Raw genomic sequence first — 25,530 nt, 5'->3', positions numbered from 1 at the left:
TTTACATATAAATCATTGATCGGTAAATTATTTTTTATTCGCAACTGAAATCACCTAAGCTGGTCCTATAGGGACGGGAGAACCGACGTGAGTTTCAAACTTGATGAGAACCTGCTGCTGCCGCTGGCCGGAAACTGGGTCCGCGGCGAGGGTCCGGACATGCCTTTGTTTAATCCGGCGGACGGGTCGCAAATGGGTGTTTTAAAAACCGCGTCCGTTGCGCAAGTCAAGACGACCATTGCGGCGGCCAAGGCCGCTTTTGCCACTTCTGGCTGGGCCACGATGAACCCTCACCTGCGCGCCAATTGCCTGTTTGATGCCGTCGACCTGATCAAACAACGGGCCGATCATCTGGCCTTGCTGCAAACCAAGGAAAACGGCAAGACCCTGACAGAATCCAAAGGCCAGGTCGCCAGTGCCGCGGGCATCGTCCGCTATTTCGCCGCGGTTTGTGAAACCCTGACCGAAGATATTGCGCCGGCCCGCGGCTCCTATTTGACAGCCACGATGCATGAGCCGTACGGCGTTGTTGCGGCCATCACCCCGTGGAATTCGCCGCTGACCATGGCGGCGCAAAAAATCGCGCCGGCCCTTGCGGCCGGTAATGCGGTGATTTTGAAACCCTCGGAACTGACTTCCATTGTCTCTATTGAACTGGTCCGTTGTTTTATCGATGCAGGACTTCCAGAGGGATTATTGAGTGTGCTGCCCGGCGGCCCCGATGTGGGCAATGCCATCACCAACCATCCGGATATCCATATGATATCCTTCACCGGCGGCACGGAAACCGGTCGCCGCATTGCCGAAGCCGTGGCCCCGCGTTTCATCCCGACCATTTTCGAGCTGGGGGGCAAGTCCCCCAATATCGTATTTGCCGACGCCAATCTGGACGCCGCCGCCAAAGGCGTAACCTCGGCGATATTTGGCTCGGGCGGCCAGTCCTGCGTCGCCGGATCGCGGCTGTTTGTGGAAGCCCCTATCTACGACGATTTCATGGAACGGGTCAAAACGGAAACCGCAAAAATCAAGGTCGGCGACCCCATGGACGGCAGCAGCAATATCGGCCCCATGGCGTCTTTCTCCCAACGGGAGCGGGTTGAAAATTACGTCCAGATCGGCCGCGACGATGGCGGCAAAGTGACCATCGGCGGCACCCGACCCAGCGGTGCGGACTATGAGCAAGGGGCGTATTACCTGCCGACCATTATCGAAAACCTGTCCCATAGCTCCCGCGTTTGTCAGGAAGAAATATTCGGCAGCGTTCTCTGTGCCCTGCCGTTTGATAATCTGGATCATGTGGCCGAGATGGCCGATGACACAGCCTTTGGGCTGGCCTGCGGTATCTGGTCAAAGGATGTAACCCGGGCTTGGAATCTCGGCAGGCGGTTGCAAGCCGGCAGCGTCTGGATCAATACCTATAAACAACTCAGCATCGCGGCCCCGTTCGGCGGTTATAAAGACAGCGGCCTCGGCCGGGAAAAAGGTCTGCAGGGCCTGCGCGCCTACCAACAATCAAAAAGTATCTATCTCGGTGGGTTTACAAGCTAACGGGATCAAGGAGAAACGACCAAATGGCAACAATCACCATGGGCTTTATCGGCCTCGGCGTTATGGGAGAACCCATCTGCGCCAATATAACAAAAGCAGGCTTCGGCGACATGCAGGTTTTGGATCTTAATCTCGAACCGGTTGCCCGGCTAGTGGCGCTTGGCGCCCATGAAGCGCAAAGCCTTGCTGATCTGGCCAGCGCCTGCGATATCATTTTCCTGTCTTTACCCGGCGGGCCGGAAGTCGAAAAAATTGTCCTCGGCAACGGCGGGTTGCTGGAAGCCGGGCATGCCGGACAAATTATTGTCGATCTCAGCACCTGCCCCGTCACCTTGACCCGCGAGATCCATAAAGCCGCGCAGGAAAAGGGCGTTGAATTTGCCGATGCCCCCGTCGCCCGCACCCGGCAAGCCGCCATTGATGGCACTCTTAGCATTATGGTCGGCGGCACGCCTCAATTGTTCAAACGACTGCAACCCTATCTGGACGCCGCAGCTGAGGAAATCACCCATTGCGGCGATATCGGCACCGGTCAGGTGATGAAACTGATGAATAATATGGTGTTGATCCAGTCTGTTGTGGCCCTGTCGGAAGCCTTCGTCACGGCGGAACGCGCCGGAGTTGAACGCAGCGCCCTCGTCGATGTGCTGTCTTTGGGGTCTGCCGATAGTTTTGCCCTGCGCAACCACGGGAAAAAGGCAATGGTGCCCAATGTTTTCCCGGTCAGCGCATTTGCCACGGACTATGCCATCAAGGATATTACCTACGCCTTGGAGCTGGCGGCAGATATGGGCGTCGATGCTCGATCCGCGACTTTGGCCAAAGGCCGACTGGAACAATCAAGCCAGAACGGTTTTGGCCAGGAATATTTCCCGGCCGTTATCAATACCGTTTCGGGGACCAGCAAACAGGCCTATCAAGAACAGTTGGAAAAAGAAAATGACTGACACAGATTACGACATCATCGTCGTTGGCGCCGGCAATGCGGCCTTTTGCGCGGCCCTGAGCGCCGAAGAAAAAGGCTGCCGCGTGCTGGTGCTGGAATGCGCCCCCAAAGAGCTAAATGGCGGCAATTCACGCTTTACGGCGGGTGCTATCCGCTTTGCCTATAATGGCGTCGAGGATTTGCAAAAAGTCATGCCAGACCTGTCCCCGTCAGAAATCGAGAACACGGATTTCGGCACCTATACGGAAGATGAATTTTTCGACGACATGTTTCGGGTCACCCAGTATCGCAGCGATCCGGATTTGTGCGAAATTCTGGTCCGGCGCAGTTTCGAGACCATTAACTGGATGCGAGAAAAGGGTGTTCGTTTCGTGCCCATCTATGGCCGGCAAGCCTTCAAGGTTGATGGCAAGTTCAAGTTTTGGGGCGGCCTGACCGTTGAATCTGCGGGCGGCGGACCCGGTCTGGTGGATAGCCTGACGGAGATCGCTACAAGCAAAGGCATTGATGTCTGGTACAAGGCGCGGGCTTTGGAGCTGATGTTTGACGGCAACAAGATCACCGGTGTGAAAATTCGCAAAAATGGTGAGCTGATGGATATCACCGCAAAATCTGTCGTCCTTGCCAGTGGCGGCTTTCAATCGAGTCCGGAAAAACGCACCCGCTATCTGGGCCCCACATGGGATCTGGCGAAAGTCCGCGGCACCGCCTTCAACACTGGTGATGGCGCCGAAATGGCGATCAATATTGGCGCCAGCACGGCCGGAAACTGGTCGGGTTGCCATGCTGTTGGCTGGGATCGAAATGCCCCGGAATTTGGCGACCTCGATGTCGGCGACGGCTTCCAGAAACATTCCTATCCATTTGGAATTCTGGTCAATGCGGAAGGCAATCGTTTTGTCGATGAAGGCGCGGATTTCCGTAACTATACCTATGCCAAATATGGCCGGGAAATTCTTGCGCAAACCGGGAATTTCGCCTGGCAGATTTTCGATTCCAAAGTCACTCATCTGCTGCGCGACGAATATCGCATCAAGCAGGTCACCAAGGTGTCGGCGAATACGTTGGAAGAGCTCGCCCAGAAACTGGAAGGCGTTAATCCCGATCAATTCCTGAACACTGTGTCCGATTACAATAAATCGGTTCAATCCAATATGCCGTTCAATCCCAATATCAAGGATGGGCGCGGCACCACTGGCTTACCGGTGCCCAAATCCAACTGGGCTAATCTTCTCGATGAAGGGCCGTACGAAGCCTATGCGGTGACCTGCGGCATCACGTTTACCTTTGGCGGATTGCGCATCGATACGTCGGCCGCTGTTCAAGGCAAGGACTTGGCAGCCATCCCCGGATTGTTCGCAGCCGGAGAGATTGTCGGCGGCATTTTTTATCACAACTATCCGGGCGGAACTGGATTGATCAATGGCGCCGTCTTTGGCAAGGTTGCCGGGGCATCGGCGGCCGACTATTGCGCCTCATGACATAAAAATATCAAGGAAAAAAATCATGGCCTTTCGCTCCTTCACCGACCAGAGCAAATTCTATTTTGACCGGCCCCATACAGTTATTGCCGATCAAAAGATCGATAACGCCGCCAATTGGCGCGGCCCTGATTTACGGGGCAAGCCAGACAGCTGGACTGTCACCCTGACGCCGTCTGATATAGCGGAACTTGAACAGGCGATTGAACAGGTTACCGCATCAGGTCAGGATATGTCCGATGTCAGCCGCGACAGCTTTGTGCTCCCGGAATTGTCCGCAAAAATACGAAGTTGGAAAACCCAAATTGCCGTCGGCTTGGGGTTTATTCTGGTAAAAGGTCTGCCCGTAGAGGAATGGGGCCTTGAGAAAAGTACGCTCGCCTATTGGGGGCTAGGCCATCACCTTGGCCATCCGGGCGCCCAGAATCCCGACAATGAACTGCTTGGTCATGTCATTGATTATTCGGAAGAGAGGACCAACCCGCTTGTCCGGCGCTATCGGACCAGCGGCAATATCGATTTTCATTGTGATGCGGCCGATGTGGTTGGCCTGCTCTGTATCAATGCCGCCCGTGACGGCGGCCAGAGTCGTATTACCAGTTCCATCGCCATCTTCAACGCCCTGTTCGATCAGTCACCAGAGCTGATCCCGCGCTTGTTCGAGCCCTTCGCCGTCGATCGCCGGGGAGAAGAAAATCCGGGGCAAAAAGGATATTTCCAGCGCCCGGCTTGCTGCTTTGCCGATCACCAGCTCCGCACTTTTTATCACAGTGAATATATGCGTTCCGCCGCACGGTTTATGGACGGTGGGACGCTGGATACGGCGACGGAACAGGTTCTGGATTTCTATGATACTGCGGCGGCCTCGAAAGATTTTCATCTGGATATGTATCTGGAGCCGGGCGATATGCAGTTTATCTCCAACCACAGCATCATCCATGCCCGCACGGAATATCAAGACTTCGAGGAGGTGGATCGCAAGCGACATCTCTTGCGGCTGTGGCTCTCACTTCGATAAGCCGCCGCAGATCCGCTACTCAGCGTCCTGTTTTTCTTTGCGGAAAAACGCGGTGATGCGCTCCCGCGTGACGGGCCCGTCAACCAGGGCCAGGCAAATAACCACGCCGATGGCGCCCAAAACCGCATCCATGATAAAGGCCCGACTGATGCCTTCTATCAAGGTGGGGGCTGTGACAACGACGGCCGTATTCAGGCCCAAGCCTATGGCGCCGCCAGCATCCTGGAACATTAAAATAATCGCCCCGGCGAGGCTCGCCTTCGCAGGATCAATCAGAGTGATGCCAGCAGTCGTGGTTGCCGCATAGAAGAATCCCAGCCCGGCCCCGAGGATGATCATACCTGGAACCAAACCGCTATAGGGGGTCGTGGCCTCGAGAAAAGACAGGAGCAGCATACTCAAGGTTAAACAGAAGGCCCCGATGGTGACCATCAATTTAGGTCCAAGGCGAATATACAGTGGGCCCGCAATAAAGGAGGTCCCGGCGAACACTAATAATATCGGCAGCAAGCCGGCCCCTGCTTGTGCCGCCGAATACCCCAGTTCCTTGACCATAAATTGCGGCAAAAAGAAAAGCGCTGCAAAATAAACGGCATTGAGGGTCAGAATAACCAGAATCACGGTTGAAAACGCCTTATTCATCAAAATTTCCCGGGGCACCAGTACCCCCGGACCGCCCCGTCTTTCCATCATGGCGAACACACAAAATGCGGCGACGGACAGGCCCAACAGGCCGAGAATTACAGGGCTGAACCAACCCAGTTCCGTTCCGATATCAAGCACCAGCAGCAAGGCGAGCAGACCGAGGGACAGGCTTATAATTCCCAGATAATCAACGGTCTTTTCGATATCGTCCACTCGATCCTTCGGGACTACCCATAACGTCACTAATATGGCAATAGCCGCAACCGGCACATTGATATAGAAGATCCAGCGCCAGCTCAAATATTCAGTGAAGGCGCCGCCCAGCATCGGTCCCATGGCATTGCCGATACCCGTAAACCCCATGAACAAGCCACCTGCGAGCGCCACCTTTTCTACCGGCAACAGGTTATACGTGATGCCGAGCATGGCCGGCCAGACCATGGCACCACCAATGCCCATGATCACCCGCGCTATGAGCAACATCCAGATGTCCGTCGCCAGCGCACCGATCAGGGAGAACAGGGCGAATATTGTCATGCCGATAAAAAAAATCCGGCGTCGGCCGAACATATCCGCCAACCGACCCGCAGTGACAATGGACACACCAAATACCAGCGCATATCCGGTGATCACCCATTGCGCGGTGGTCACATCGGTATCAAAGGTTTTCTCGATTGCCGGCAGAGCGACATTCAGCGCGGTGAAATCATTGGCGATAACCAACGTGCCCAGCATCATGGCGGCAAGGCCACTTAACTGGGCTGGTGTCATCTTTTGCCGAACGCTTACCATGCAATCTCCTCTCTTAACTGGTTTGTGGCAGCCTTAGTTAAGCGCTGCCAGGTTGTGGATTATCTTTCCCTTTTTTACCAAAAAAATCCAGAACCAATTTCAATCAGATGCCGGGCGCTTTGTCGGGACCAGGGCGACCACGCCGACTTTTCCTGATGCTCTGAAACGCTAGGTCTCGCTGTCTTATTCTTTGCGGAAAAACGCGGCAATCCGTTCACGGGTAACCGGCCCGTCGACCAGGGTTACGCAGATGATAACCCCGACGGCGCCCAAAGCCGCATCCACGGCGAAGGCCCAGCGGATGCCCTCAAGCAAAGTCGGGGCGCTGACGACAATTGCGGTATTCAAGCCCAGACCGATGGCGCCACCGGCATTCTGGAACATATAGAGGATGGCACCGGCGAGGCTGGACTGCGAGGGATCTACGGCGGTGATGCCAACCGTTGTAATTGACGAAAAGAAAAAGCCCAAACCGATCCCGAGGATCATCATTCCCGGAACCAATCCGGCATAGGTGGTTGAGACATCGAGAAAGGACAGGATCAGGATACCGAGTGACAGGCAACCGGAACCGATCGTGACCATCAGTTTCGGGCCAAGTTGGTTAAATAACGAACCGGCGACGAACGAGGTTACAGCAAACATCGCCAGTATCGGGAGCAACCCGACCCCCGCCTGCGCTGCCGAAAACTTCAGTTCCTTGACCATGAATTGTGGCAGATAGAACAGCGACGCAAAGTAAATGACATTGATGGTCAGGATAACGGCAATGGCGGATTTGAACGCAGAATTATCCATGATTTCCTTGGGCACCAGCGCTTTCGGTCCCGCCCGCCTCTCGACCATGAAGAATAGGCAAAGGGCGGCGACTGCCAGCCCCAGAAGACCAAAGACAACCGGGCTCAACCAACCAAGATCTGCCCCAATATCCAGCAGCAGCAACAGCGCAAACAAGCCGAGTGACAGGGTCATAATCCCCGGATAGTCGACAGTTTTCTCGATATTTTCCATCCGGTCTTTCGGCACCACCGACAGCGTGACCATTATCGCGATTATCGCCACCGGTACATTGATGTAAAAAATCCAGCGCCAGCTTAAATATTCAGTGAAAGCGCCGCCCAGCATCGGTCCCATGGCATTGCCAATGCCGGCAAATCCCAAGATCAGGCCACCGGCCAGCGCCGCCTTGTCCTCCGGGACCAGTGAAAAGGTTATGCCCAGCATTGCCGGCCAGACCATGGAGCCGCCGATGCCCATGATCGCCCGGGATATAAGCAACATCCAGACATCCGTCGCCATCGCGCCAATCAGGGAGAACAGCGCGAATATGGTCATGCCAATAAAGAAAATCCGGCGCCGGCCGAACATGTCCGCCAACCGGCCTGCGGTGACAATGAACACACCGAATACCAGCACATATCCGGTAATCACCCATTGCGCCGTGGTCACATCGACTTGAAAGGCCTTCTCGATTGCTGGCAGGGCGACATTCAGCGCGGTGAAATCATTGGCAATGACCAACGTCCCCAGCATCATGGCGGCAACACCACTAATCTGGGCCGCCGTCATTTTCTGTGGAGCGCTGTCCATGTGATCCCCCTGCGGGCCCGTAACGGGCCACGTCATTTACCTGTCGCCTGGCTGCAGGGTATCATTCCCTTTTCTAGGAGATAAATCCAGTTTGAAATTCAAACTGGATTAGCTGTTTCAAGGGCTATCGCGGCAGGCCACCATGCGCAGCGGCGTATATTCAGCAACAACCTCGCCTTTCTGATTGGTGATTTTATTGCGCGTTCGGACCAGCCCGCGGGTCTTTTTTGACGTCAGGCGGGATTCAATCACTTCGCATTCCACATGAATGGTGTCGCCGGCAAAAACCGGGCCCTTGATATCCAATTCCATATTCAAAAAGGCAAGGCCTGTATGCTGCATGGTCGACTGGATCAACAGCCCTTCGGCAAAGGTATACGCAAGGGCGCCGGGCGCGACACGCCCCTTGATATCCGAATGATGCTTCACATATTCCTGATCCGTGAACATGACTTCTGTCATGCCCGTGCAATTGATGAAATTGACGATATCCGGTTCCGTCACTGTTCGGCCGATGGTCTGAAAAGTCCGCCCCAGCGGTAAATCCTCGTAATAGAACCCTAACCCGATCACTTCCATGCTGTATCCTTTTTATTGTTGTTTCCGTTCACCTTAACGCATGTGTAAAAGGTTGTACAACAGGATCAAATCGGCTTATCCTGTTGAAAAGTTTCGGAAGAAAACTGGAGGCAAAATATGCCCATAACAACCCGTCCGCTGCATCCCGTTTTTGCGGGAGAAGCCACCGGCATCGATCTCACCGCACCGATCCTTGATGAGGATATCGCAGCGATCGATGCCGAAATTAACAAGTTTGCCGTTTTAGTTCTCCCCGGCCAGAACATTAACGACGAGCAACAACTCGCTTTTAGCCGCCATTTTGGAGATCTCGAAATTCCGGGTGCCAACAGCAATATTGGGCAGCGCACGGGCCGAGAAATGGGACGCGGCGTCGCCGATTTGTCTAATCTCGATCGCGATAGTAATTTATATCAACGAGATGACCGCCAACGGATGTTTAATCTTGGTAACCAGCTTTGGCATTCCGATAGCTCTTTTAAAATTATACCGGCGAAATATTCCATGCTGTCCGGCCGGGTTGTCCCACCGCATGGCGGGGATACGGAGTTCGCCAATATGCGCGCCGCCTATGAAGCCCTTGATGAGCAAACGAAATCGGATATTGAGGATCTTGTTTGCGAGCATTCCTTGCTCCATTCCCGCGGTGTTCTGGGTTTCACCAACATCAGTGAAGACGAGACAAAGAACTTCAAGCCCGTCTTACAACGATTGGTGCGAACGCATCCCGATACCGGGCAAAAATCGCTATACCTCTCTGCGCATGCCGGTGGCATTGTCGGTATGCCGGTGCCGGAAGCCCGGGCGCTTCTGCGGGAACTTACCGAGCATGCGACGCAACGGGAATTTGTCTATCGCCATAAATGGCAGCCGCATGATCTGGTAATTTGGGACAACCGGCAAACGATGCATCGCGCCACGCGGTTTCGGGATACCGAAGTAGTGCGCGATATGCATCGGACAACGGTGGCCGGTACTGCGCCAACTGTTGACGGACAGATATCGACGTAGCTTATTTTCCTGAACTTTCCACTGCGGGTACTTTTGCCGCCAACAACATCACACCGCTCGCTGTCGCGATTAAGGCAAGGATGCCATACGCCAGCCAATAATGATCCAGATAGCCGACGAGCAGGCCAAAACTTGTTGGCAAGATGAGCACGCCAGAAAACATGGCGCTTGAGCCCAGCGCTGTTGCCTCGGTTCGATATTTTCCGCCATAGAACGCATACGCGCCGTAGGCAATTCCCGTAAACCCGCTTGCTGTCGCCCCGGCTATCATACTGACCAGCAAAAGTCCCCAAATCGGCCAGCTTTCGGAAAATTGTCCGGCGGCCAAGGCAGCCGCGGCCATGACTAACCCTAGAATACCCAAGAGCTTTATTGGTGATATATATTTGTCTGCAAGCCAGCCCCAGAGGGGTCGGCTGGTAACACCTGCGATCTGATACAGAGCGAGTACTTGTCCAGCAGCAACAAGATCAAGTCCGGTTTCGTCCGTTAAATGCAATGCCATAAAGCCGATAAAACATAACTGAATACCCGCATAGCAAAAGCTGGCGATGGCAAGCAACCTGATCACAGGATTATCCCGCAATAGATAAAGCGGCCTCAATCCTTCTGCCTTGAAAAGTTTATGTGTCGGCGTGCGGTCAGCATCCCAAGCTGTACGATAATATTGGAAGTACAGTATTAGGATAATTGATGGAATAATTTGTACATAAAACGCCATGCGCCAACCAAAGGACACGGCAAGCACAGGTAACAACAGCGCCCCCAGCACGCCGCCCAACGGGACGCCGATCTGCCGAATGGAAAACACCAGATTCAAGACGCGCGGATTGGTGCGGGGAATTAGCAGATGTGTTGAGACTGGCGCCGTTGCACCATAGCCGGACCCTAAGACAAACGCACATAGTGCCAACGCCGCCACACCGCCAGACCCGGCAATGAGAAGCATGGCAACCACACCCAACATCACGAACTGACCGACGCGCACCGCCCCAAATTTGACAATAAAATCAGGGGAAAGAACAGCTGAAAAAATACCGATGCCATAGACAGTGGAAACAAAAAATCCAATGAGATTTCCGTCAACTTGTAAATCTCGGGCAATTTCTGGCGCCAGTGTCGGAGCGGAAAAGGCCGCCATCGTCGCCAAAGTTTGCATCAGCAACGTAATGATCAACGGCCTGTATGGTATTTTTGCAGGCGGCGTAATTTCCTGCGAATTTTGAGGATCAGGTAAGGTCATATGAAGACTTACTTAAGTCGATTTCATCCAGGCCCCTTTTTCGTGAGCTAGAAAATCAACGGTTTCCGGTTGCGCCTCCAGTAACCGCCCCCATTTCGCGCAAACTTTCGCGAGTCGTTCCGGCTGGACGCCAAGCTGCGCCATGGCCACACCGCCATTGACGCTTTCGCGGTAATCTTTGATCAACCCATCTTCCAAAATGAACTTGCTCATCCCGTCAATAGTTACTCGTTGGCCGGTAAATTCGGGCACGATCGACGTAAAAGTAGAGAGAGACCAAGCATAAGCCAAGTTGCCTTCACACATGGGATCAAACATTTCCCAACGATAGTCTTTTCCGGCATCACGGTGAAACTGATGTGACATCATGTGTGCGATTTCGGCGCGGCCGTGATGATCACCATAGACATAATCGCGATAAATACCGTCTTCCGTAAAGCAGGCAGCAAACGCATCACCATCCCCCGCCTCAGCGGCACTGGAAAACTTTTTGAGAAATTCGGCAAAGTCACGAGTATTCATTTTTATATCCTTTTTTATTGTGCTCGGCTTGCGTCAAATAAACAGAGGTATCTGAGTCAACATGCGTTATGATTTCACAGCGAATGCACGCATATGTCAAAATAATAAAAGCGAACAAACGAATGACCACAGAAAATTTCTCTCTGCTTCAGTATCACGTCAAAGATGGTATCGCCGAAATCATCCTTGATAATCCGCCCGCAAATGTCATTAACCCGCAAATGACTGATGAATATTTTCAGGCACTTGATGCGGCGAATGGTGATCCGGACGTACGTATAATCCTGTTATCAGGCAAGGGTAAGGGACTCTCTGGTGGTGTTGATCTCAAACTCCTCGATACTTATGGCCCGTCGGAAATGAAAGCGTTTCTGGCGAGATTCTATGTAGAGATGATTGATAAAGTCCGCTCCTTGAATAAACCGATTATGGCCGCCGTGCATGGATATGCCATGGAAGGCGCCTGCACGCTTGCTTTCGCCTGCGATATGATCATCGCCTCCTCGGACGCAAAATTCGGATATCCCGGCGTTCCTAATCTTGCCGCGCCTCCCGGCATGCATGTTTGGCATCTACAACGCCTGATCGGGCGCATGAAGGCGGCGGAACTGATTTATACCGGGAAAACAATTTCGGCCATCGACGCTGATCGGCTCGGGATGATCACCCGTGTTGTACCACCGAAAGACTTGATGTCCGCGAGCCGGGAGTTGGCTCAAGAAGTGGCTGCCATGTCACCTGTCGGCTTGAAAGCCGCGCGCGAACTTATCTACCGAATGGAAAATATGGATTTTAAAACCGTGCCGGGAACCGCCCTTGACGCAGTTGCGCTGGCTTTCGCCTCCGATGACAGTAAGGAAGCGCGCCGCGCTTTTGTCGAGAAACGAAAACCGGTCTGGACAGGAAAATAGGCCGAAAACATAGTCTCCGGCCTATCATCAATTATCCTAGTTTCGCGAAAAACCTAAGAGGCGAGAAGCATCTTCAAACGACCTTTGATGATGTCTTCGGCTTCGTTCATGATCCGGTCAATGAGTTCCTGACAGGTCGGATTATCGTCGATAAGTCCCGCAACCATGCCGCAGCTCCAGACACCGGCTTCCATATCGCCATCCGTCATCACTTTCGGGTAAACGCCGCCAACAAGATCCATGATATCGTCGATCGTGGTATTTGCGCCTTTTTCTTTTTCGATCGCCAGTACTTTTTCCGTGGCACTGTTTTTCAGGACCCGTTCGGTGTTGCGCAGTGGACGCATGACCAAAGCTGTATCCAACTCTGTTGCGGCAATGATCGCATCTTTTACATTTTGATGCACCGGCGCTTCCTGCGTGGCGATAAACCGAGTTCCCATATTAATACCGTCCGCGCCAAGTGCCAGTGACGCGACCAGCTGCTGGGCATTTCCAATACCACCGGACGCGACAAAAGGCACCGTCAATTCCTGGGCGGCCCGTGGAAGCAGAATCATATTTGGAATATCATCTTCGCCCGGATGACCGCCGCATTCAAAACCGTCGACGCTTACGGCATCACAGCCAATTCTCTCAGCTTTTAAAGAATGCCGTACAGACGTGCATTTATGGATGATTTTGATACCAGCCTCTTTCATCTGCGGCAGGTATTTTTCCGGACTACGACCCGCTGTTTCGACAATTTTTACACCGCCTTGAATAATTGCATCGATATATTCAGGATACGGAGGTGAAGTAAAACTCGGTAGAAATGTCAGATTGACGCCAAAAGGCTTATCCGTCATGTCATTACATTTCGCAATTTCCTTGGCCAGGTCCTCCGGAGTTTTCTGTGTAAGACCTGTGATAATGCCAAGGCCGCCTGCATTGGAAACCGCCGCTGCCAGTTCCGCAAATCCCACATAGTGCATGCCGCCTTGAATGATGGGATGCTGGATACCAAATAATTTTGTTATTCTTGTTTGCATAGATGCCTCCAATTAGCTACAGTAACCGTAGTTATATGATGTGTTCCTTTGCCCCGCAACCAATATTTTGAGAAATGCATCCTAAACACTAATTTTATGGTTTGAAATGAGTAGAACTGATTTAACAAAATTTGATTGCAGTGTAGCCCAGACTCTTGATCAGATTGGGGAATGGTGGACCTTGCTCATTCTGCGGGATGCTTTTCATGGCATCAAGCGGTTTGACGATTTCCAGACACAGCTTGAAATATCGCCAACGGTTCTCAGCGCGCGCCTTCAATCCCTCACTAAAAACGGGATCTTGGAAAAGCGAAAAAGCCAAACGGATGGTCGAGCATTCGAATATGTCCTGACGGCAAAGGGGCTGGACCTCTATCCGGTACTACTTTCCCTGATGGCCTGGGGCGACAAATATGCACCCAATGATGAAGGCCCGCGCATGGAATTACTGGACAAAAAGAACCTGCGCCCCATCCAACCGGTTGGCGTCCACGCCGAAGATGGCCGCGCGCTTAGCGCCAAAGATGTCATTGTCAGACCCGCACAAGGATCGGATGAGCGCATGACCTCTTTGATCAATTACCGGAAAAAGGCCTGAATTCTAGGCGATACCCTGAGCCCTGTTGAGAATGGTTTCGAAATCGGTATTACTTGATAACGATCCATAGGCTCCGGACCAGTGATTTCCGAGCCGGGATTCACAAAAGGCATCAGATACCGCAGTTGGGCTAAACTGAACCAGCAAGGCGGCCTGCCAGGCGAGTGCCATCATTTCTGTCACGCGTCGGGCCCTAATTTCCATATATTCCAAATCCTCAAATTCGGATTTCAAATCGAGAATAAACGCATCCAGAAGGGAATTACGGCCTTTAGCCTGTTCAATTTCCCCTATAAATGCCGGCATCGCGTTGGGATCACGGTGCATGGCGCGCAGGACGTCCAAACAAATAACATTGCCCGAACCTTCCCAGATACTGTTGAGCGGCGCTTCACGATAGAGGCGTGGGAGAATGCTCTCCTCCACATAACCGGGCCCGCCCAAACATTCCAGTGCTTCACCAACTAATCCCGGCGCGCGTTTGCAAATCCAGTATTTCCCCACCGCCGTTCCAATACGGGCAAGCGCTGCTTCTGTCTCATCTTGCTCACCTTCCCCAATGGCGTACCCCAATCGCAAAAACATGGCTGTAGCCGCTTCGGATTCGATGGCCAGGTCTGATAAAACATTCCGCATTAATGGCTGTTGGATAAGTTTCTTCTGAAAAGCCGTCCGATGGTTGGCATGATGCAATGCCTGCACCAGCGCTTGTCGCATCAATCCTGCAGATCCAACAGCGCAGTAATACCGATTGCCATTGACCATTTCGATAATCGTGCGAACGCCGCGACCTTCTTCGCCGAGCATAACGCCATGAGCTTCCACCAGTTCCATTTCACAGGAGGCATTTGACTTGTTGCCCATTTTGTCTTTCAGTCGCTGGATAAAGAGCCCGTTCCTGGTACCGTCTGGACGCCACCTCGGCATAACAAAGCAGCTTAATCCATTGTCCGTATAAGCCAGGGTCAAAAATGCGTCTGACATCGGGGCAGAGCAGAAAAATTTATGTCCTGACAGTATATACGCTGCACCAGCACCTTCCGTTGCGCCTTCTGGGCGGGCCTGGGTAGAGTTTGCCCGAACATCGGACCCGCCTTGCTTTTCCGTCATGAACATTCCCATGGTCACACTGGTTTTTTCCTCTACCGGAATATCTCTTTTGTCATATTCTTTACCCAGAACCCGCGGAAGCCATTCAGCTTCAATAGATGGCGTAACTTTCAGGGCCGGGATAACAGAATAGGTCATTGCCATTGGGCAGAGGACCCCGCCCTCCACTTGATTTAACAAATAATTAAATGCGCCATGGGCCACATGGTTGCCTTCGCGGATATTATTCCAGGCAAATGTTGGCACATCATTGCGGATCGCAAGGTCCATGAGGTCATGATAAGCCGGGTGAAAGTCCACTTGATTTATGCGCATGCCATTGCGATCAAAAGCGCGCAGAACAGGCGGGTTTTGATTGGCCTGATTTGCCAGTTCGACTGTTGCCTCCAACCCGGCTTCCTTGCCAAATTCCGAAATTTTTTGCTCAGCCCAGCCAGCACCATTCCGGGCAATGCCTTCTTGCAACGCCAAATCAGTCGCATATAAATCCTGGTCGCCAATTGCAGGTGGCATATTGGTGACCTCATGGGTCGGTAGGCTGGAAATTGGGCTACGCGCACTCATGGCAAACTCCTTGATTATGAGTGTTTTCCTTGATTATATAGCTTCCGAACAGATGACGACAAGCAACTATTGTGGCACCGCGTCGGGTTTGCCTTTATGATGCGCCTCAATCCAAGAAACGTAAATACTGTAATTCAGAGTCAGGGAAATCGAACAAAATGAGCAATCCAGCAATTGAAGGCGTCATTGCCGCCGTGCCAACTCCCTTTCTAGATGATGGCACACCAGATCTTGAAAGATTTGTCGACCATTGTCGCTGGTCTCTCGCCAATGGCGCGGATGGCCTAAATGTCTTAGGCACGACTGGCGAAGCAAATTCACAAAATACGGACGCCCGCAAACAGATCATGAAGGCAGCGGCTGACAATCTGGATCCAGCGAAGCTTATGGTCGGCACGGCTACTCCGGACTTGGAAACCACCGCCGAACTCACGCAATATGCCAGTGAACTAGGATACCCGGTCGCACTCGTCCTTCCGCCTTATTACTACAAGCCGGTTACCAACAATGGCTTGTTCGGCTGGTTTGAAGATCTGGACCGCCGATTGGGATCATCACCCATTCAACTGTATCTCTATAATTTTCCGGCATTGACTGGCATCGGCTTCCCGGTCGATTTAATTGTCCGACTGGCTAAAGAATTAAACGGCCGCGTGACCGGAGTAAAGGATTCAAGCGCAGACCTACCTTATTGCCGCGGCATCGTTAAGAGTGTTCCAGGCTTCAAGGTATTCCCCAGTAGCGAAACCTGTTTAGGGGCGGCGCGAGGTGACGGGTTCGCCGGATGTATTTCGGCATCCGTCAATGTCACCGCCCCCCTCGCCCAAAAACTTTGGCAAGCAAGCGCAGGGGCGGCAGATACCGAAACGCTGGAGACAATAGTCAAGCTACGCACTCAAATCGCCAGCGTCCCGCTTATCGCCGCCGTGAAATACTTGATTTCACAACGCGAACAATCACCGCAATGGGAAGCCGTCCGACTGCCTCAGGAAACATTGAACGAAGACCAGAAAGAAGCGCTCTTTGAAGCCGCTTCTACTCTTGGATATGTTTGATCTAAGCGCTCCAGACAACGTCATGCTTGACCGTATAAGAGCCCAGTTTATCCTTGATTTCTGACCTAAGTGACACCTCATCGCCACCTTTGACGGAGATGGTGGCCAAAGTTCCGTGAAGGTTGCTGTTCGATACCGAAACGGAAATGTCCGCCTTGGATCGTAACGGCTCCATCTCCGCATTAAAGACGGCCTCGACGGCTTGCTGACGTAAAGCAGGTTTGAATATTTTACCAACGCCGGTCAAAGGCATAACATCGATGATGTGAAGATCAGCCGGGTTCGCCGCCCGTTCAGGAATACGCTCCCGCGCGAAATCCTGCAACTCCTCCGCTGTCGCGGTCATGTCGGGCTTAAGCTGCACGTAGGCAATGGGCATTTCACCCGTATAACTGTCCGGCCGGCCAATGGCCGCCGCTAGTTCTACAGCGGGATGTTCATGCAAAGCTTCCTCGATGATTGACGGATCAATATTATGGCCGCTTCGAATAATAAGATCTTTCGCCCGTCCCGTCAGCCAAATATAACCCTCAGCATCGATCCGACCTAAATCTCCTGAAATCAACCAGCCTTCATTGGTAAAGGCATTCGCATTATATTCATCCTGAACATATCCCGGCATAACGCAAACGCCCTTCATGACGATGATACCAATTTCGTCGACACCAACATCTCGTGTCACAGTGTTATTTTCATCCAGCATAACGGCTTTAATATTAACGAAAGGTAATCTCATACCAACCGATCCAAATCGAGGCTCGCTATGGGGCGGCTGCATGGTCGTAAAAGACGTCACTTCTGTCATGCCATAGCCTTCGAGCATGCTGACGCCGGATTGATCCGAAATCGCCTTAAGCACTTCGACCGGCGCAGCTGATCCACCTGTAAGTCCAACGCGGAGAGAACTAATATCCGCCTCGCCGACCGGAATATTGAGCAAAGCGGAAAGCATTGTTGGCACGCCTCCCAAAATGGTAATTCCGTATTTTTCTACTAACCGCCAATGATTTCCAATCACCAGCGGATCACGAAACCCCATGGGACTTGACAATATGAGCGTTCCGCCATTCAAAAGCGGCACCAAACCAACGACGATCGATCCGCTAATATGAAACATCGGCAGGCCTGCGAGTAGGGTATCATCTGTCGAATAAGTCATGCCGAAGCCCGTTGAGGCAATTTGGGAAAGTTGCATTCGATTGGTATGGGGGGCAAGTTTCGGAACTCCCGTAGTTCCGCCCGTATGATAATATCCGACCAAATCGTCGAGGCCGCGATCAAGCGCACTAGCAGGCGTCGTCGCTTCTTGCGCGGCCATGGACTGATCAAAGGGCTTGATCTTATCGCCATCGCATTCGTCGCCACCACCAAGAACAAACACTGCTTTCAAATTTGGCATGCGCTCAATTACATATTCGGCTTTTTCCCAAAGTTCAGGACTCAATGCGCGGCCAGTGGCAATTAATACGGTAGCATTTGCCGCCTTGGCAATTCCCAGTATATGCTCAGGTTCCAGCAGGGGATTTACTGAATTGACAATACCCACAGCCTCTGCGCCCAACATCGTAAAATAAGCCTGCGGACAAAGCGGCAACATATAAGTAACTGTTTCGTCTGGCTGAAGACCTACCGACAAAAACAAGTTTGCGGTCTGATTGACCCTGCTCAATAGTTGGCCATACGTAATTGTCACGCCATCTGCCATAGGATCCCCGGGAGGAAGCGCAATTATTGCTGGCTTATCAGAAACCGCAGCGACAGTGTCACAAAAGGCTTCATAAATATTCTGATAAGGCATCCAGTCTTCAATGGCCGTTGCTTCAAATTTTTCAACATCGGACAAGCTGGCAAAAGGCGCCGTAAATTTATTAAGCGTTGCAGTCATGAATTCCTCCCAAAGACGCATAATTCTTTTTGATTATGTCCGCCTATAATTTTTCCCTGTAAAACATGATGTCAGAATAACGTCGACGCACAACCAAAATTTTGAATAAAATTATTGTGTGAAAAGATCGCGATACCACTCTTCATGGCGTCCTTCGTGGTTATCCATACCCGGCTTTGTCAGACATCCGCGCGGTGCAATGTAACTATCTATTCGGCGTTGCGGTTTTTCGTGCCAGCCAATATTAAAAGCCGACATTTTCGGATGGAAATAAAGACTGCCATAAGGAAGATGATCATGTATCCACCAGGCAAGAGAGCGCCAATCTGCCCCTTCGGCGTAACGATCAGCAAACCCCGGAATGACGATACAGGCCATTGCGCCGATATTACCGTTTTTATCGGGACGGTCCCAGACATGACGTGATCCCGCCCGTCTGTTATGGGCGCAATTCAGGCCATTCTCATTTCCAAAAGCATTCAGTTTTGCGCAGCGATATGCACCCCGAATGCGGACGGGGCCAAATGTTTCCTGTAACGGCTCCAATAGCTGAGACGCCAGGTGCTCGCCGGCCCTTATGGCAACATCTGGATGGTCAGGGATATTCGGGATCCCATAAAAACTCCCGATTTCGGAATGCAGAAAATCACGCATATAAAAAGATTTAGAAAGACGTACTCTTCCTAAATTTTCAAGACCCACCATTGATTTAGGTGATTTCATCACTTTTCCCCTAATTGCTCATTTCGGAAAATTCGGCCGCCGCATCGGCAATCATCCCACAAGTCCGGGGATAGGTTTCAACGATGACGCCGGGGACGAACCAGGTGCTTGGAATATTATACTCTTTGAGCAACTCCAGAACCCGTTCCGTACCCACTTCACCAAATTCACCTCGAGACATTGATGTTGGTGTTGTTCGACCATTGACAATCCAGCTTGAGACGGCATCATAGTCGAAACTGAGACAATCAATATGGCGAGTCATAATCCTCTCCTAACCTGGGCACATTCTTTTCTATTTTCGATGCCCCAATAACAAGAACAGGCTACCCTTCATTGGGCAAGGCTGCAATAAGCGTGCATTGCCGAGAAATAACGAAAATTATGGAGTAAAAAATGTCCTTTTCAAAGATAGCTGTTCTGGGCATGGGGAACGTAGGCTCCCTTGCAGCCACTTTATTAAACGAAGCAGGGTTCTCTGTTGTCGGAATTGATAGCCGCAAATTACGGACAAAATTTCCCTTCGAAACCCAGACCCATGATATTGTGGACACTTCTTTGTTAGCGGAAGTTCTCAGGCCTTTTGAGGCGGTCCTATCTTGTTTACCATATTATCTAAATATCGATGTGGCGCGGACAGCCCACGAATTTGGAATTCACTATTTTGACCTGACCGAGGACGTCGCGACAACCCAAGCTGTCCTTGATCTTAGCAAAACGGCAACCGCTGTTATGGCGCCGCAGTGCGGCCTGGCCCCGGGGTTTGTTGGGATCGTCGGCGCGAACCTTGCCGAACAATTTGACACAGTACGAACCATTCGTCTGCGTATCGGGGCGCTTCCCCAAAATCCGACCGGATTGCTCGGTTATGCCTTCAACTGGTCTCCGGAAGGAGTGGTCAATGAGTATCTGAATGACTGTGAAGTCATTGAGGAAGGGCAAAGAAAATGGGTATCCCCCATGGAATGGGTAGAAACCATTCTCATCGACGGCAAAAAGCTTGAAGCATTTACCACCTCCGGCGGACTTGGCACTATGTGTGAAACTTACGACGGCAGAGTGGAAAATCTAGATTATAAAACCATGAGATATCCGGGTCATGTAAAGCTAATGAATTTCTTTTTCCACGAGTTACTCATGCGCGAAAACCGTGAACAAGCAGGTACTATCCTGACACATGCCAAGCCACGAGTAGACGATGACGTTGTCTATGCCCATATATCGGCGGAAGGCGAAATTCAAGGTCGTCTGCAGCGCAAAGAATTCGTCCGCAGTTACTATCCCATAAATATGTCGGGGCAGGATTGGACTGCCATCGCCTGGACAACAGCGGCGTCGGTCTGCGGCGTCATAGAAATGGTTCGTGCGGGTTCGTTACCTGCAAAAGGATTTATCAAACAGGAGAAGATTTCCCTTAACGCCTTTTTAGAAACGGCTACGGGCAGCTTATTTGAAACAGCCGCCAAGGAAAGCCGGCAAATACAGGTCGGGAGTGACCTCCAACCCAAGAAAGTCTAAGAATGAGTTTTACTGGATTAAATGCGCTGACTTTTGGTTCGGCGACCATCGATGTGATCGCGGTCGTCCCAAATGAAGACATCGAACGAGTTACCATGACTAATGCGACTTCCTCCTTCCTTTTACTTGAAGAAGGTCGAAAAATAGACGTTAGTTCAATCAGGTCCTCTGTCGGTGGTGGGGGCACTAACGCAGGTGTGGCTTTGGCACGTCTTGGTTTCTCTACCAGTACCTTCGTGCGGACCGGTAAGGATCTCGAAGGCAAGGAAATCGTCGAAAGACTAAGTGCTGAAGGGATTAACACAGACCTCATCATTCAAGATGCCAAAATGCCAACGGGCAAGGCGATCATGGTCACGTCCCATGTTTGCAATCCGACAATCTTCACCAACAGAGGCGCCAATACGACGTTGGTCGAAAGCGAAATAGACCCCGACATTTTTGTTGATCGTCACCTCGTATATATAGCTAGCTTATCTGGTAATTCAGCTGCCTGTCTTACCCATATCGTACAGGCTGCCAAAGAATCCGGTGCTTTCGTCGCCACAAATCCCGGCATTAGACAGCTCACTTATTGGGCAGGCGATATGGTTGAAGCATTGCCCTATGTGGATTTAATTTCGGTTAATGCTGTGGAAGCAGAACAACTAGCTCTAACCCTCCTTCCCAAAGGCAATCGTGTTCAAAATATCCCGGACAATGTGGAAGGTCCGGTTCTGCTGCATAAAGGACTGGCGGGTCGATCGCTTGAAGTTTTTGTTGCCGAAGTCTGCAAATTGGGACCAAAAATTGTTTTGATTACAAATGGCGCAGAAGGTGCTTATGCCGGGACAAAAGACGGTATTGAATTCTACCCTGCCGGCAAAGCGGAAGTCGGCAACACTGCTGGTGCGGGAGATTCATTTGCGACTACATTTTCCGCTTACGCGTCGGTCGGTTCAGATATTGTCACCTGTCTGAAAGCCGCATCAGCAAATGCACTGTCCGTCATCGCGGCACCGGATACTCACTCCGGGCTGTTAACAGGGAATGACGTAAAAGAAGCCATAAAATAAAAAGTTACACGAAATGCCGTTTAGGCCGTTTATATTGTATAAATTGTTGGACGACTAAAGGAGAATAGTATGGAGTTTGGAGGAATATTAGGGCTGATTGTTCTCGCCCTGGATATCTACGCCATCGTAAAAATATTCCAAAGCAGCGCTTCTACGGGAGCAAAAGTACTTTGGATATTGCTGGTTCTTATTTTACCGGTGCTTGGTCTTGTTATTTGGTTTTTTGCCGGACCAAAGGGCGGCTAGCACATCCCTTACTCTATTCCATAGTCCGTATTGCAGCTATTGGTATTGCTGACTGGACCGCCCTTTGCTATTGCAATAGACTTCTCCTTCGCTTGCAAAAAGGAGAATAATAATGAGCGGACAGCAGTCAGGCCGATATACATTGATTGGTTCAAACGGCTCCCCTTACTCATTGAAGATGAGAGCGTTGATGCGATATCGACGTCTGCCTTTCGATTGGGTGATACGCAATTCACGCAATCGAGCGGAATTTGACGCGGTCAAACCGGCCCTGGTACCCATTTTAAAACTCCCGGAAGACGGCAGCCTGCATATTGACAGTACACCTCTTGTCTATCGTCTGGAAGACCGTCACCCGGATAACCGGTCCGTTATCCCAGATAACAAAGCACATGCCTTCTTGTCTCATCTGATTGAAGATATGGCGGACGAATGGTGTACAAAAATGATGTTCCATTATCGTTGGGCATATGATGCAGACATTCATTACGCGAGCCACTGGATCGCCGATGATGGCTTTCCGGATGATAAAGGAGAGAAGCGCGAGGAGATGGCAAAGAGCTTTGCCGAACGTCAAATCAGTCGTATGCCCTTAGTTGGCTGCACACCTGAAAATGCTCCCGTTATCGAGACAGGCTATCAACGTATTCTCTCGCTTCTAGAAACCCATGTTAGCCAATATGAATTCTTATTTGGTACCCGTCCCTCTATCGGTGATTTTGGGCTTTACGGTCAGTTGAGAGTATTGGCCACAGATCCAACTCCGTTATCTATTATCAGGGCGATCGCCCAACGGACGGAAAGCTGGTTGCGACAAATGGATGATGCGTCAGGCATCGAAGGCGATTGGTACGGGGCAGACGCTCTACCTGCAGCGACACAAGGCTTATTAAGTTTTGCAGGATATGTTTATCTTCCTTTTTTGGCAGCAAATGCGCAAGCCATCTCGAAAGGGAAGGATAGTTTTAGCCTGACTTTATTAGACCACCCTTACAGCCAGAGTGCATTCCCTTATCAGGTGAAATGCTTGCAGGATCTTAAAAGACGCTATAATGAATTGACGGACGAGAATAAAATCACAGTCGATCATCATTTAGGCGGAACCGGCGCTCTCGCAATCCTAGCCTCGAATTAAGCCTCTAAAACCAGGAAGTCATTATGTTTCGAAAGATGCTGAAGTTTTTCATCGCAATTATATGCGTTACTTTAGTCGGCCTCGTCATCTTGAGGCTCACGCCTTTATGGGAGAGCATTTTACCGGCCGGTGAAGTTCAAAAAACTGATTTCGCAACACTTACTCCGGCAGATAATCCCAACTGGTTTTTGGTCTGCCCAACCGATTATTGCCTGAAATCAAAACCCAGCCTAATCGCTCCTGATTTTCCCTTCAGTCCTGAGAATCTACATACGGCCCTTCGAAACTTGATTGATGAACAACCCGACATCAAAATATTGTCGGAATCGAAAACATCATTTGAACTGGTTGTTCGGACAAAATGGATCGCGTGGCCAGACCATGTCTCCATCCAAATTCTACCCGTAAGCGTCAATGGTAGCACTCTCGCCATTTATAGCCGCTCAAATTACGGACGATCGGATTTTGATGTCAATCGTGAACGGATCGAAGGCTGGCTTTTACGTTTAACTGAGATGAATTAATGTTCTACGACTTGAAATATGATATCAATTACCGCTAGCATTTCCCTTGACGACGATGAAATTCAGGAGAGTTTCATTCGCTCTTCCGGACCCGGCGGTCAAAATGTCAACAAAGTAGAGACCGCCGTGCAAATCCGTTTCGATGTACGTCAAAGCCCCAACTTACCGGCCGCGGTCGTCCATCGATTGACGAAGATCGCCGGCCAAAAAATGACTAAGGAGGGTGTCCTAGTTTTGACAGCTAGCGAGCATCGTAGCCAGGATCGCAATCGAAAAGCAGCCGTTGATAGGTTGGCGGAAATGATCCGCGAAGCCTGTGTTGTGCCTAAATATCGACGACCAACAAAACCTACTTACTCCTCCAAACTCAAACGCCTTGAGAAAAAGCAACGCCGTGGAAATGTCAAAAAGACCCGGGGTAAAATACAGTTTGACTGACCCTAAGTACCGGATTTTGCCGGTCGAGATCGTCCGTTAGAAGGTCGGCCTTTACGCTGCGACCCACTTCCGGGCTTAGCACTACTGGATTTGGGTTGATTGATACGCCGGTTCGGTTTGTGCTTACCGGAATTCGATCGTCGGTTCCGATTGCCCGGCCGATCAGCAGTACCGCTATCATCTTTTTCCTTTTCAGCCAGCGGCGCCATACCTTCCTGGTGAAAAGGATGGTCTTCCATTAACGGCACCTGCTGCCGGATTGTTTTCTCTATGTCGCGCAAAAAATCTCGCTCATCGTGATCCACGAAAGAAAGAGAAACGCCCGTCGCACCTGCACGTGCCGTTCGACCGATACGATGTACATAGCTTTCAGGCTCATTCGGAATTTCATAATTGATCACGTGACTGACATCATTCACATCGATGCCCCGTGCGGCGACATCGGTAGCGACTAACGCACGGATATCGCCAGCGCGAAATTCATTTAGCGCCTTCTGCCGAGCATTCTGCGACTTGTTTCCGTGGATTGCACCAGAAGAAATGCCTAATTGTTCAAGCTGCTTGGAGACACGATTTGCACCATGTTTAGTTCGCGTAAAAATCAAGACACGTTTCAAGGCTTCATCTTTAAGCAAATGCGCCAACAATTGACGTTTGCGCCCTTTGGGAACCATCAAGACATGTTGATCAACTTTCTCCGCTGTTGTTGCCGTCGGTGCAACTTGTATCCGCACCGGGTCTTTCAAAATACTGGTAGCAAGACCCTCGACAGATTTCGGCATGGTGGCGGAGAAAAGAACAGTTTGGCGATCCTTTGGAAGACGATCGATGATCTTTCGAATATCGCGAATGAAACCCATATCAAGCATACGGTCTGCTTCATCCAGCACCAGGAATTCAACTCTTTGCAAGCTGATATGCTTCTGGTTCATCAAATCGAGCAACCGTCCCGGTGTAGCAATAAGAATATCTGCACCCGAAAGCATGGCTTTGACTTGCGATTTGGGAGATGCGCCACCGTAGACCAGTGCCATGCGCAAATGCAGATATTTGGTATAACCTTTGATATTGTCTGCGATCTGAACAGCCAGTTCCCTGGTTGGAGCAAGGATGAGAGAACGCGCTTCCCTAGGACTACGTTTGCCTTCGTCTTTCAAAAGCTTCTGAATTATTGGAAGCGAAAAAGCTGCAGTCTTACCGGTGCCCGTTTGTGCCAGCCCGATTAGGTCTTTTCCCTCCAGAATGGACGGGATTGCCTGGCTTTGGATCGGCGTCATCTCTTCGTATCCGCCTTCCTGCACAGCGCGCAGGACGGATTGGTTAAGTCCGGAATCCGCAAATTTAGTCATCATGTTTACTTTC

General features: G+C 51.1%; 25 protein-coding genes. 14 read left to right on the top strand and 11 right to left on the bottom strand.

Annotation, left to right across the window (positions count from 1 at the left end; genetic code table 11):
* Positions 1-87 precede the first annotated feature (87 nt).
* The 4 genes from V7723_RS13470 to V7723_RS13455 are packed head-to-tail and all read left to right on the top strand — an operon-like array spanning position 88 to position 4,993.
* Complete coding sequence (locus V7723_RS13470; RefSeq protein ID WP_335685003.1) at positions 88-1,548, top strand: aldehyde dehydrogenase; 1,461 nt, start codon at positions 88-90, stop codon at positions 1,546-1,548.
* Complete coding sequence (locus V7723_RS13465; protein WP_335685015.1) at positions 1,512-2,495, top strand: NAD(P)-dependent oxidoreductase; 984 nt, start codon at positions 1,512-1,514, stop codon at positions 2,493-2,495. The genes V7723_RS13470 and V7723_RS13465 overlap by 37 nt, the downstream gene beginning before the upstream one ends.
* On the top strand, positions 2,488-3,975 hold the full coding sequence (gene tcuA / locus V7723_RS13460) for an FAD-dependent tricarballylate dehydrogenase TcuA (protein WP_335685002.1): 1,488 nt from the start codon (positions 2,488-2,490) through the stop codon (positions 3,973-3,975). The genes V7723_RS13465 and tcuA overlap by 8 nt, the downstream gene beginning before the upstream one ends.
* Positions 3,976-4,000: 25 nt before the next feature.
* A complete protein-coding gene (locus V7723_RS13455; protein ID WP_335685001.1) occupies positions 4,001-4,993 on the top strand; it encodes a TauD/TfdA family dioxygenase in 993 nt (330 codons plus the stop codon).
* 15 nt (positions 4,994-5,008) lie between these two features.
* On the opposite strand, the gene V7723_RS13450 is transcribed toward V7723_RS13455, so the two are convergent.
* The 3 genes from V7723_RS13450 to V7723_RS13440 form a co-directional block, all read right to left on the bottom strand.
* Positions 5,009-6,430, bottom strand: a complete 1,422-nt coding sequence (locus V7723_RS13450; RefSeq protein ID WP_335685000.1) for an MFS transporter — start codon at positions 6,428-6,430, stop codon at positions 5,009-5,011.
* Between the two features lie 183 nt (positions 6,431-6,613).
* On the bottom strand, positions 6,614-8,056 hold the full coding sequence (locus tag V7723_RS13445; RefSeq protein ID WP_335684999.1) for an MFS transporter: 1,443 nt from the start codon (positions 8,054-8,056) through the stop codon (positions 6,614-6,616).
* An 81-nt stretch (positions 8,057-8,137) separates the two neighbouring features.
* The gene (locus V7723_RS13440; RefSeq protein ID WP_335684998.1) at positions 8,138-8,599 is read right to left on the bottom strand and encodes a MaoC family dehydratase; all 462 of its coding nucleotides are present in this window, start codon (positions 8,597-8,599) and stop codon (positions 8,138-8,140) included.
* Positions 8,600-8,716: 117 nt separating this feature from the next.
* Between V7723_RS13440 and V7723_RS13435 the strand changes: the two genes are divergently transcribed.
* Positions 8,717-9,610: a TauD/TfdA dioxygenase family protein gene (locus tag V7723_RS13435; RefSeq protein ID WP_335684997.1), complete on the top strand. Its 894-nt coding sequence runs from the start codon at positions 8,717-8,719 to the stop codon at positions 9,608-9,610.
* A gap of 1 nt (position 9,611) precedes the next feature.
* Here V7723_RS13435 and V7723_RS13430 read toward each other — a convergent pair whose 3' ends face one another.
* Together V7723_RS13430 and V7723_RS13425 are read right to left on the bottom strand one after the other, a co-directional pair.
* Complete coding sequence (locus V7723_RS13430) at positions 9,612-10,853, bottom strand: MFS transporter (RefSeq protein WP_335684996.1); 1,242 nt, start codon at positions 10,851-10,853, stop codon at positions 9,612-9,614.
* 12 nt (positions 10,854-10,865) lie between these two features.
* Positions 10,866-11,375 (bottom strand): nuclear transport factor 2 family protein, encoded by a 510-nt coding sequence (locus V7723_RS13425; RefSeq protein ID WP_335684995.1) that lies wholly within the window; start codon positions 11,373-11,375, stop codon positions 10,866-10,868.
* 122 nt (positions 11,376-11,497) lie between these two features.
* Here V7723_RS13425 and V7723_RS13420 point away from each other — a divergent pair, with 122 nt between their 5' ends.
* On the top strand, positions 11,498-12,286 hold the full coding sequence (locus V7723_RS13420) for an enoyl-CoA hydratase/isomerase family protein (protein ID WP_335684994.1): 789 nt from the start codon (positions 11,498-11,500) through the stop codon (positions 12,284-12,286).
* A 53-nt stretch (positions 12,287-12,339) separates the two neighbouring features.
* Here the strand turns inward: V7723_RS13420 and V7723_RS13415 are convergent, their stop codons facing one another.
* On the bottom strand, positions 12,340-13,317 hold the full coding sequence (locus V7723_RS13415) for an NAD(P)H-dependent flavin oxidoreductase (protein WP_335684993.1): 978 nt from the start codon (positions 13,315-13,317) through the stop codon (positions 12,340-12,342).
* 106 nt (positions 13,318-13,423) lie between these two features.
* Between V7723_RS13415 and V7723_RS13410 the strand changes: the two genes are divergently transcribed.
* Positions 13,424-13,915 (top strand): winged helix-turn-helix transcriptional regulator, encoded by a 492-nt coding sequence (locus tag V7723_RS13410; protein WP_335684992.1) that lies wholly within the window; start codon positions 13,424-13,426, stop codon positions 13,913-13,915.
* A gap of 3 nt (positions 13,916-13,918) precedes the next feature.
* On the opposite strand, the gene V7723_RS13405 is transcribed toward V7723_RS13410, so the two are convergent.
* Complete coding sequence (locus V7723_RS13405) at positions 13,919-15,589, bottom strand: acyl-CoA dehydrogenase family protein (RefSeq protein ID WP_335684991.1); 1,671 nt, start codon at positions 15,587-15,589, stop codon at positions 13,919-13,921.
* 158 nt (positions 15,590-15,747) lie between these two features.
* Between V7723_RS13405 and V7723_RS13400 the strand changes: the two genes are divergently transcribed.
* A complete protein-coding gene (locus tag V7723_RS13400) occupies positions 15,748-16,644 on the top strand; it encodes a dihydrodipicolinate synthase family protein (RefSeq protein ID WP_335684990.1) in 897 nt (298 codons plus the stop codon).
* A gap of 1 nt (position 16,645) precedes the next feature.
* Here V7723_RS13400 and V7723_RS13395 read toward each other — a convergent pair whose 3' ends face one another.
* The 3 genes from V7723_RS13395 to V7723_RS13385 all read right to left on the bottom strand — a co-directional run bounded on the left by V7723_RS13395 (position 16,646) and on the right by V7723_RS13385 (position 19,517).
* Entirely contained in the window at positions 16,646-18,529 is a 1,884-nt protein-coding gene (locus tag V7723_RS13395; protein ID WP_335684989.1) for an acyl-CoA synthetase, read from the bottom strand.
* A gap of 111 nt (positions 18,530-18,640) precedes the next feature.
* Positions 18,641-19,252: a hypothetical protein gene (locus V7723_RS13390; protein ID WP_335684988.1), complete on the bottom strand. Its 612-nt coding sequence runs from the start codon at positions 19,250-19,252 to the stop codon at positions 18,641-18,643.
* Positions 19,253-19,262: 10 nt separating this feature from the next.
* Positions 19,263-19,517: a polysaccharide deacetylase family protein gene (locus V7723_RS13385; protein ID WP_335684987.1), complete on the bottom strand. Its 255-nt coding sequence runs from the start codon at positions 19,515-19,517 to the stop codon at positions 19,263-19,265.
* A gap of 131 nt (positions 19,518-19,648) precedes the next feature.
* Between V7723_RS13385 and V7723_RS13380 the strand changes: the two genes are divergently transcribed.
* The 6 genes from V7723_RS13380 to arfB all read left to right on the top strand — a co-directional run bounded on the left by V7723_RS13380 (position 19,649) and on the right by arfB (position 24,168).
* Positions 19,649-20,770 carry a saccharopine dehydrogenase family protein gene (locus V7723_RS13380; RefSeq protein ID WP_335684986.1) on the top strand — a complete coding sequence of 374 codons (1,122 nt, stop codon included), beginning with the start codon at positions 19,649-19,651 and terminating at the stop codon, positions 20,768-20,770.
* 2 nt (positions 20,771-20,772) lie between these two features.
* Positions 20,773-21,825: a carbohydrate kinase family protein gene (locus tag V7723_RS13375; RefSeq protein WP_335684985.1), complete on the top strand. Its 1,053-nt coding sequence runs from the start codon at positions 20,773-20,775 to the stop codon at positions 21,823-21,825.
* A gap of 69 nt (positions 21,826-21,894) precedes the next feature.
* Positions 21,895-22,071, top strand: coding sequence for a PLDc N-terminal domain-containing protein (locus V7723_RS13370; RefSeq protein WP_335684984.1), 177 nt, complete (start codon positions 21,895-21,897; stop codon positions 22,069-22,071).
* Between the two features lie 112 nt (positions 22,072-22,183).
* Complete coding sequence (locus V7723_RS13365) at positions 22,184-23,206, top strand: glutathione S-transferase family protein (RefSeq protein ID WP_335684983.1); 1,023 nt, start codon at positions 22,184-22,186, stop codon at positions 23,204-23,206.
* Positions 23,207-23,229: 23 nt separating this feature from the next.
* The gene (locus tag V7723_RS13360) at positions 23,230-23,730 is read left to right on the top strand and encodes a DUF1499 domain-containing protein (protein ID WP_335684982.1); all 501 of its coding nucleotides are present in this window, start codon (positions 23,230-23,232) and stop codon (positions 23,728-23,730) included.
* 18 nt (positions 23,731-23,748) lie between these two features.
* Positions 23,749-24,168 (top strand): alternative ribosome rescue aminoacyl-tRNA hydrolase ArfB, encoded by a 420-nt coding sequence (gene arfB / locus V7723_RS13355; protein ID WP_443024228.1) that lies wholly within the window; start codon positions 23,749-23,751, stop codon positions 24,166-24,168.
* 2 nt (positions 24,169-24,170) lie between these two features.
* On the opposite strand, the gene V7723_RS13350 is transcribed toward arfB, so the two are convergent.
* Positions 24,171-25,520, bottom strand: a complete 1,350-nt coding sequence (locus tag V7723_RS13350; RefSeq protein ID WP_335684981.1) for a DEAD/DEAH box helicase — start codon at positions 25,518-25,520, stop codon at positions 24,171-24,173.
* Positions 25,521-25,530: the final 10 nt, after the last annotated feature.

Origin of the sequence: Sneathiella sp. (assembly GCF_036960985.1) — a bacterium.
In the GTDB taxonomy this organism is placed as follows: domain Bacteria; phylum Pseudomonadota; class Alphaproteobacteria; order Sneathiellales; family Sneathiellaceae; genus Sneathiella.
Note: the sequence above shows the minus strand (reverse complement) of the source record. Positions and strands in the feature narration are given on the sequence as shown.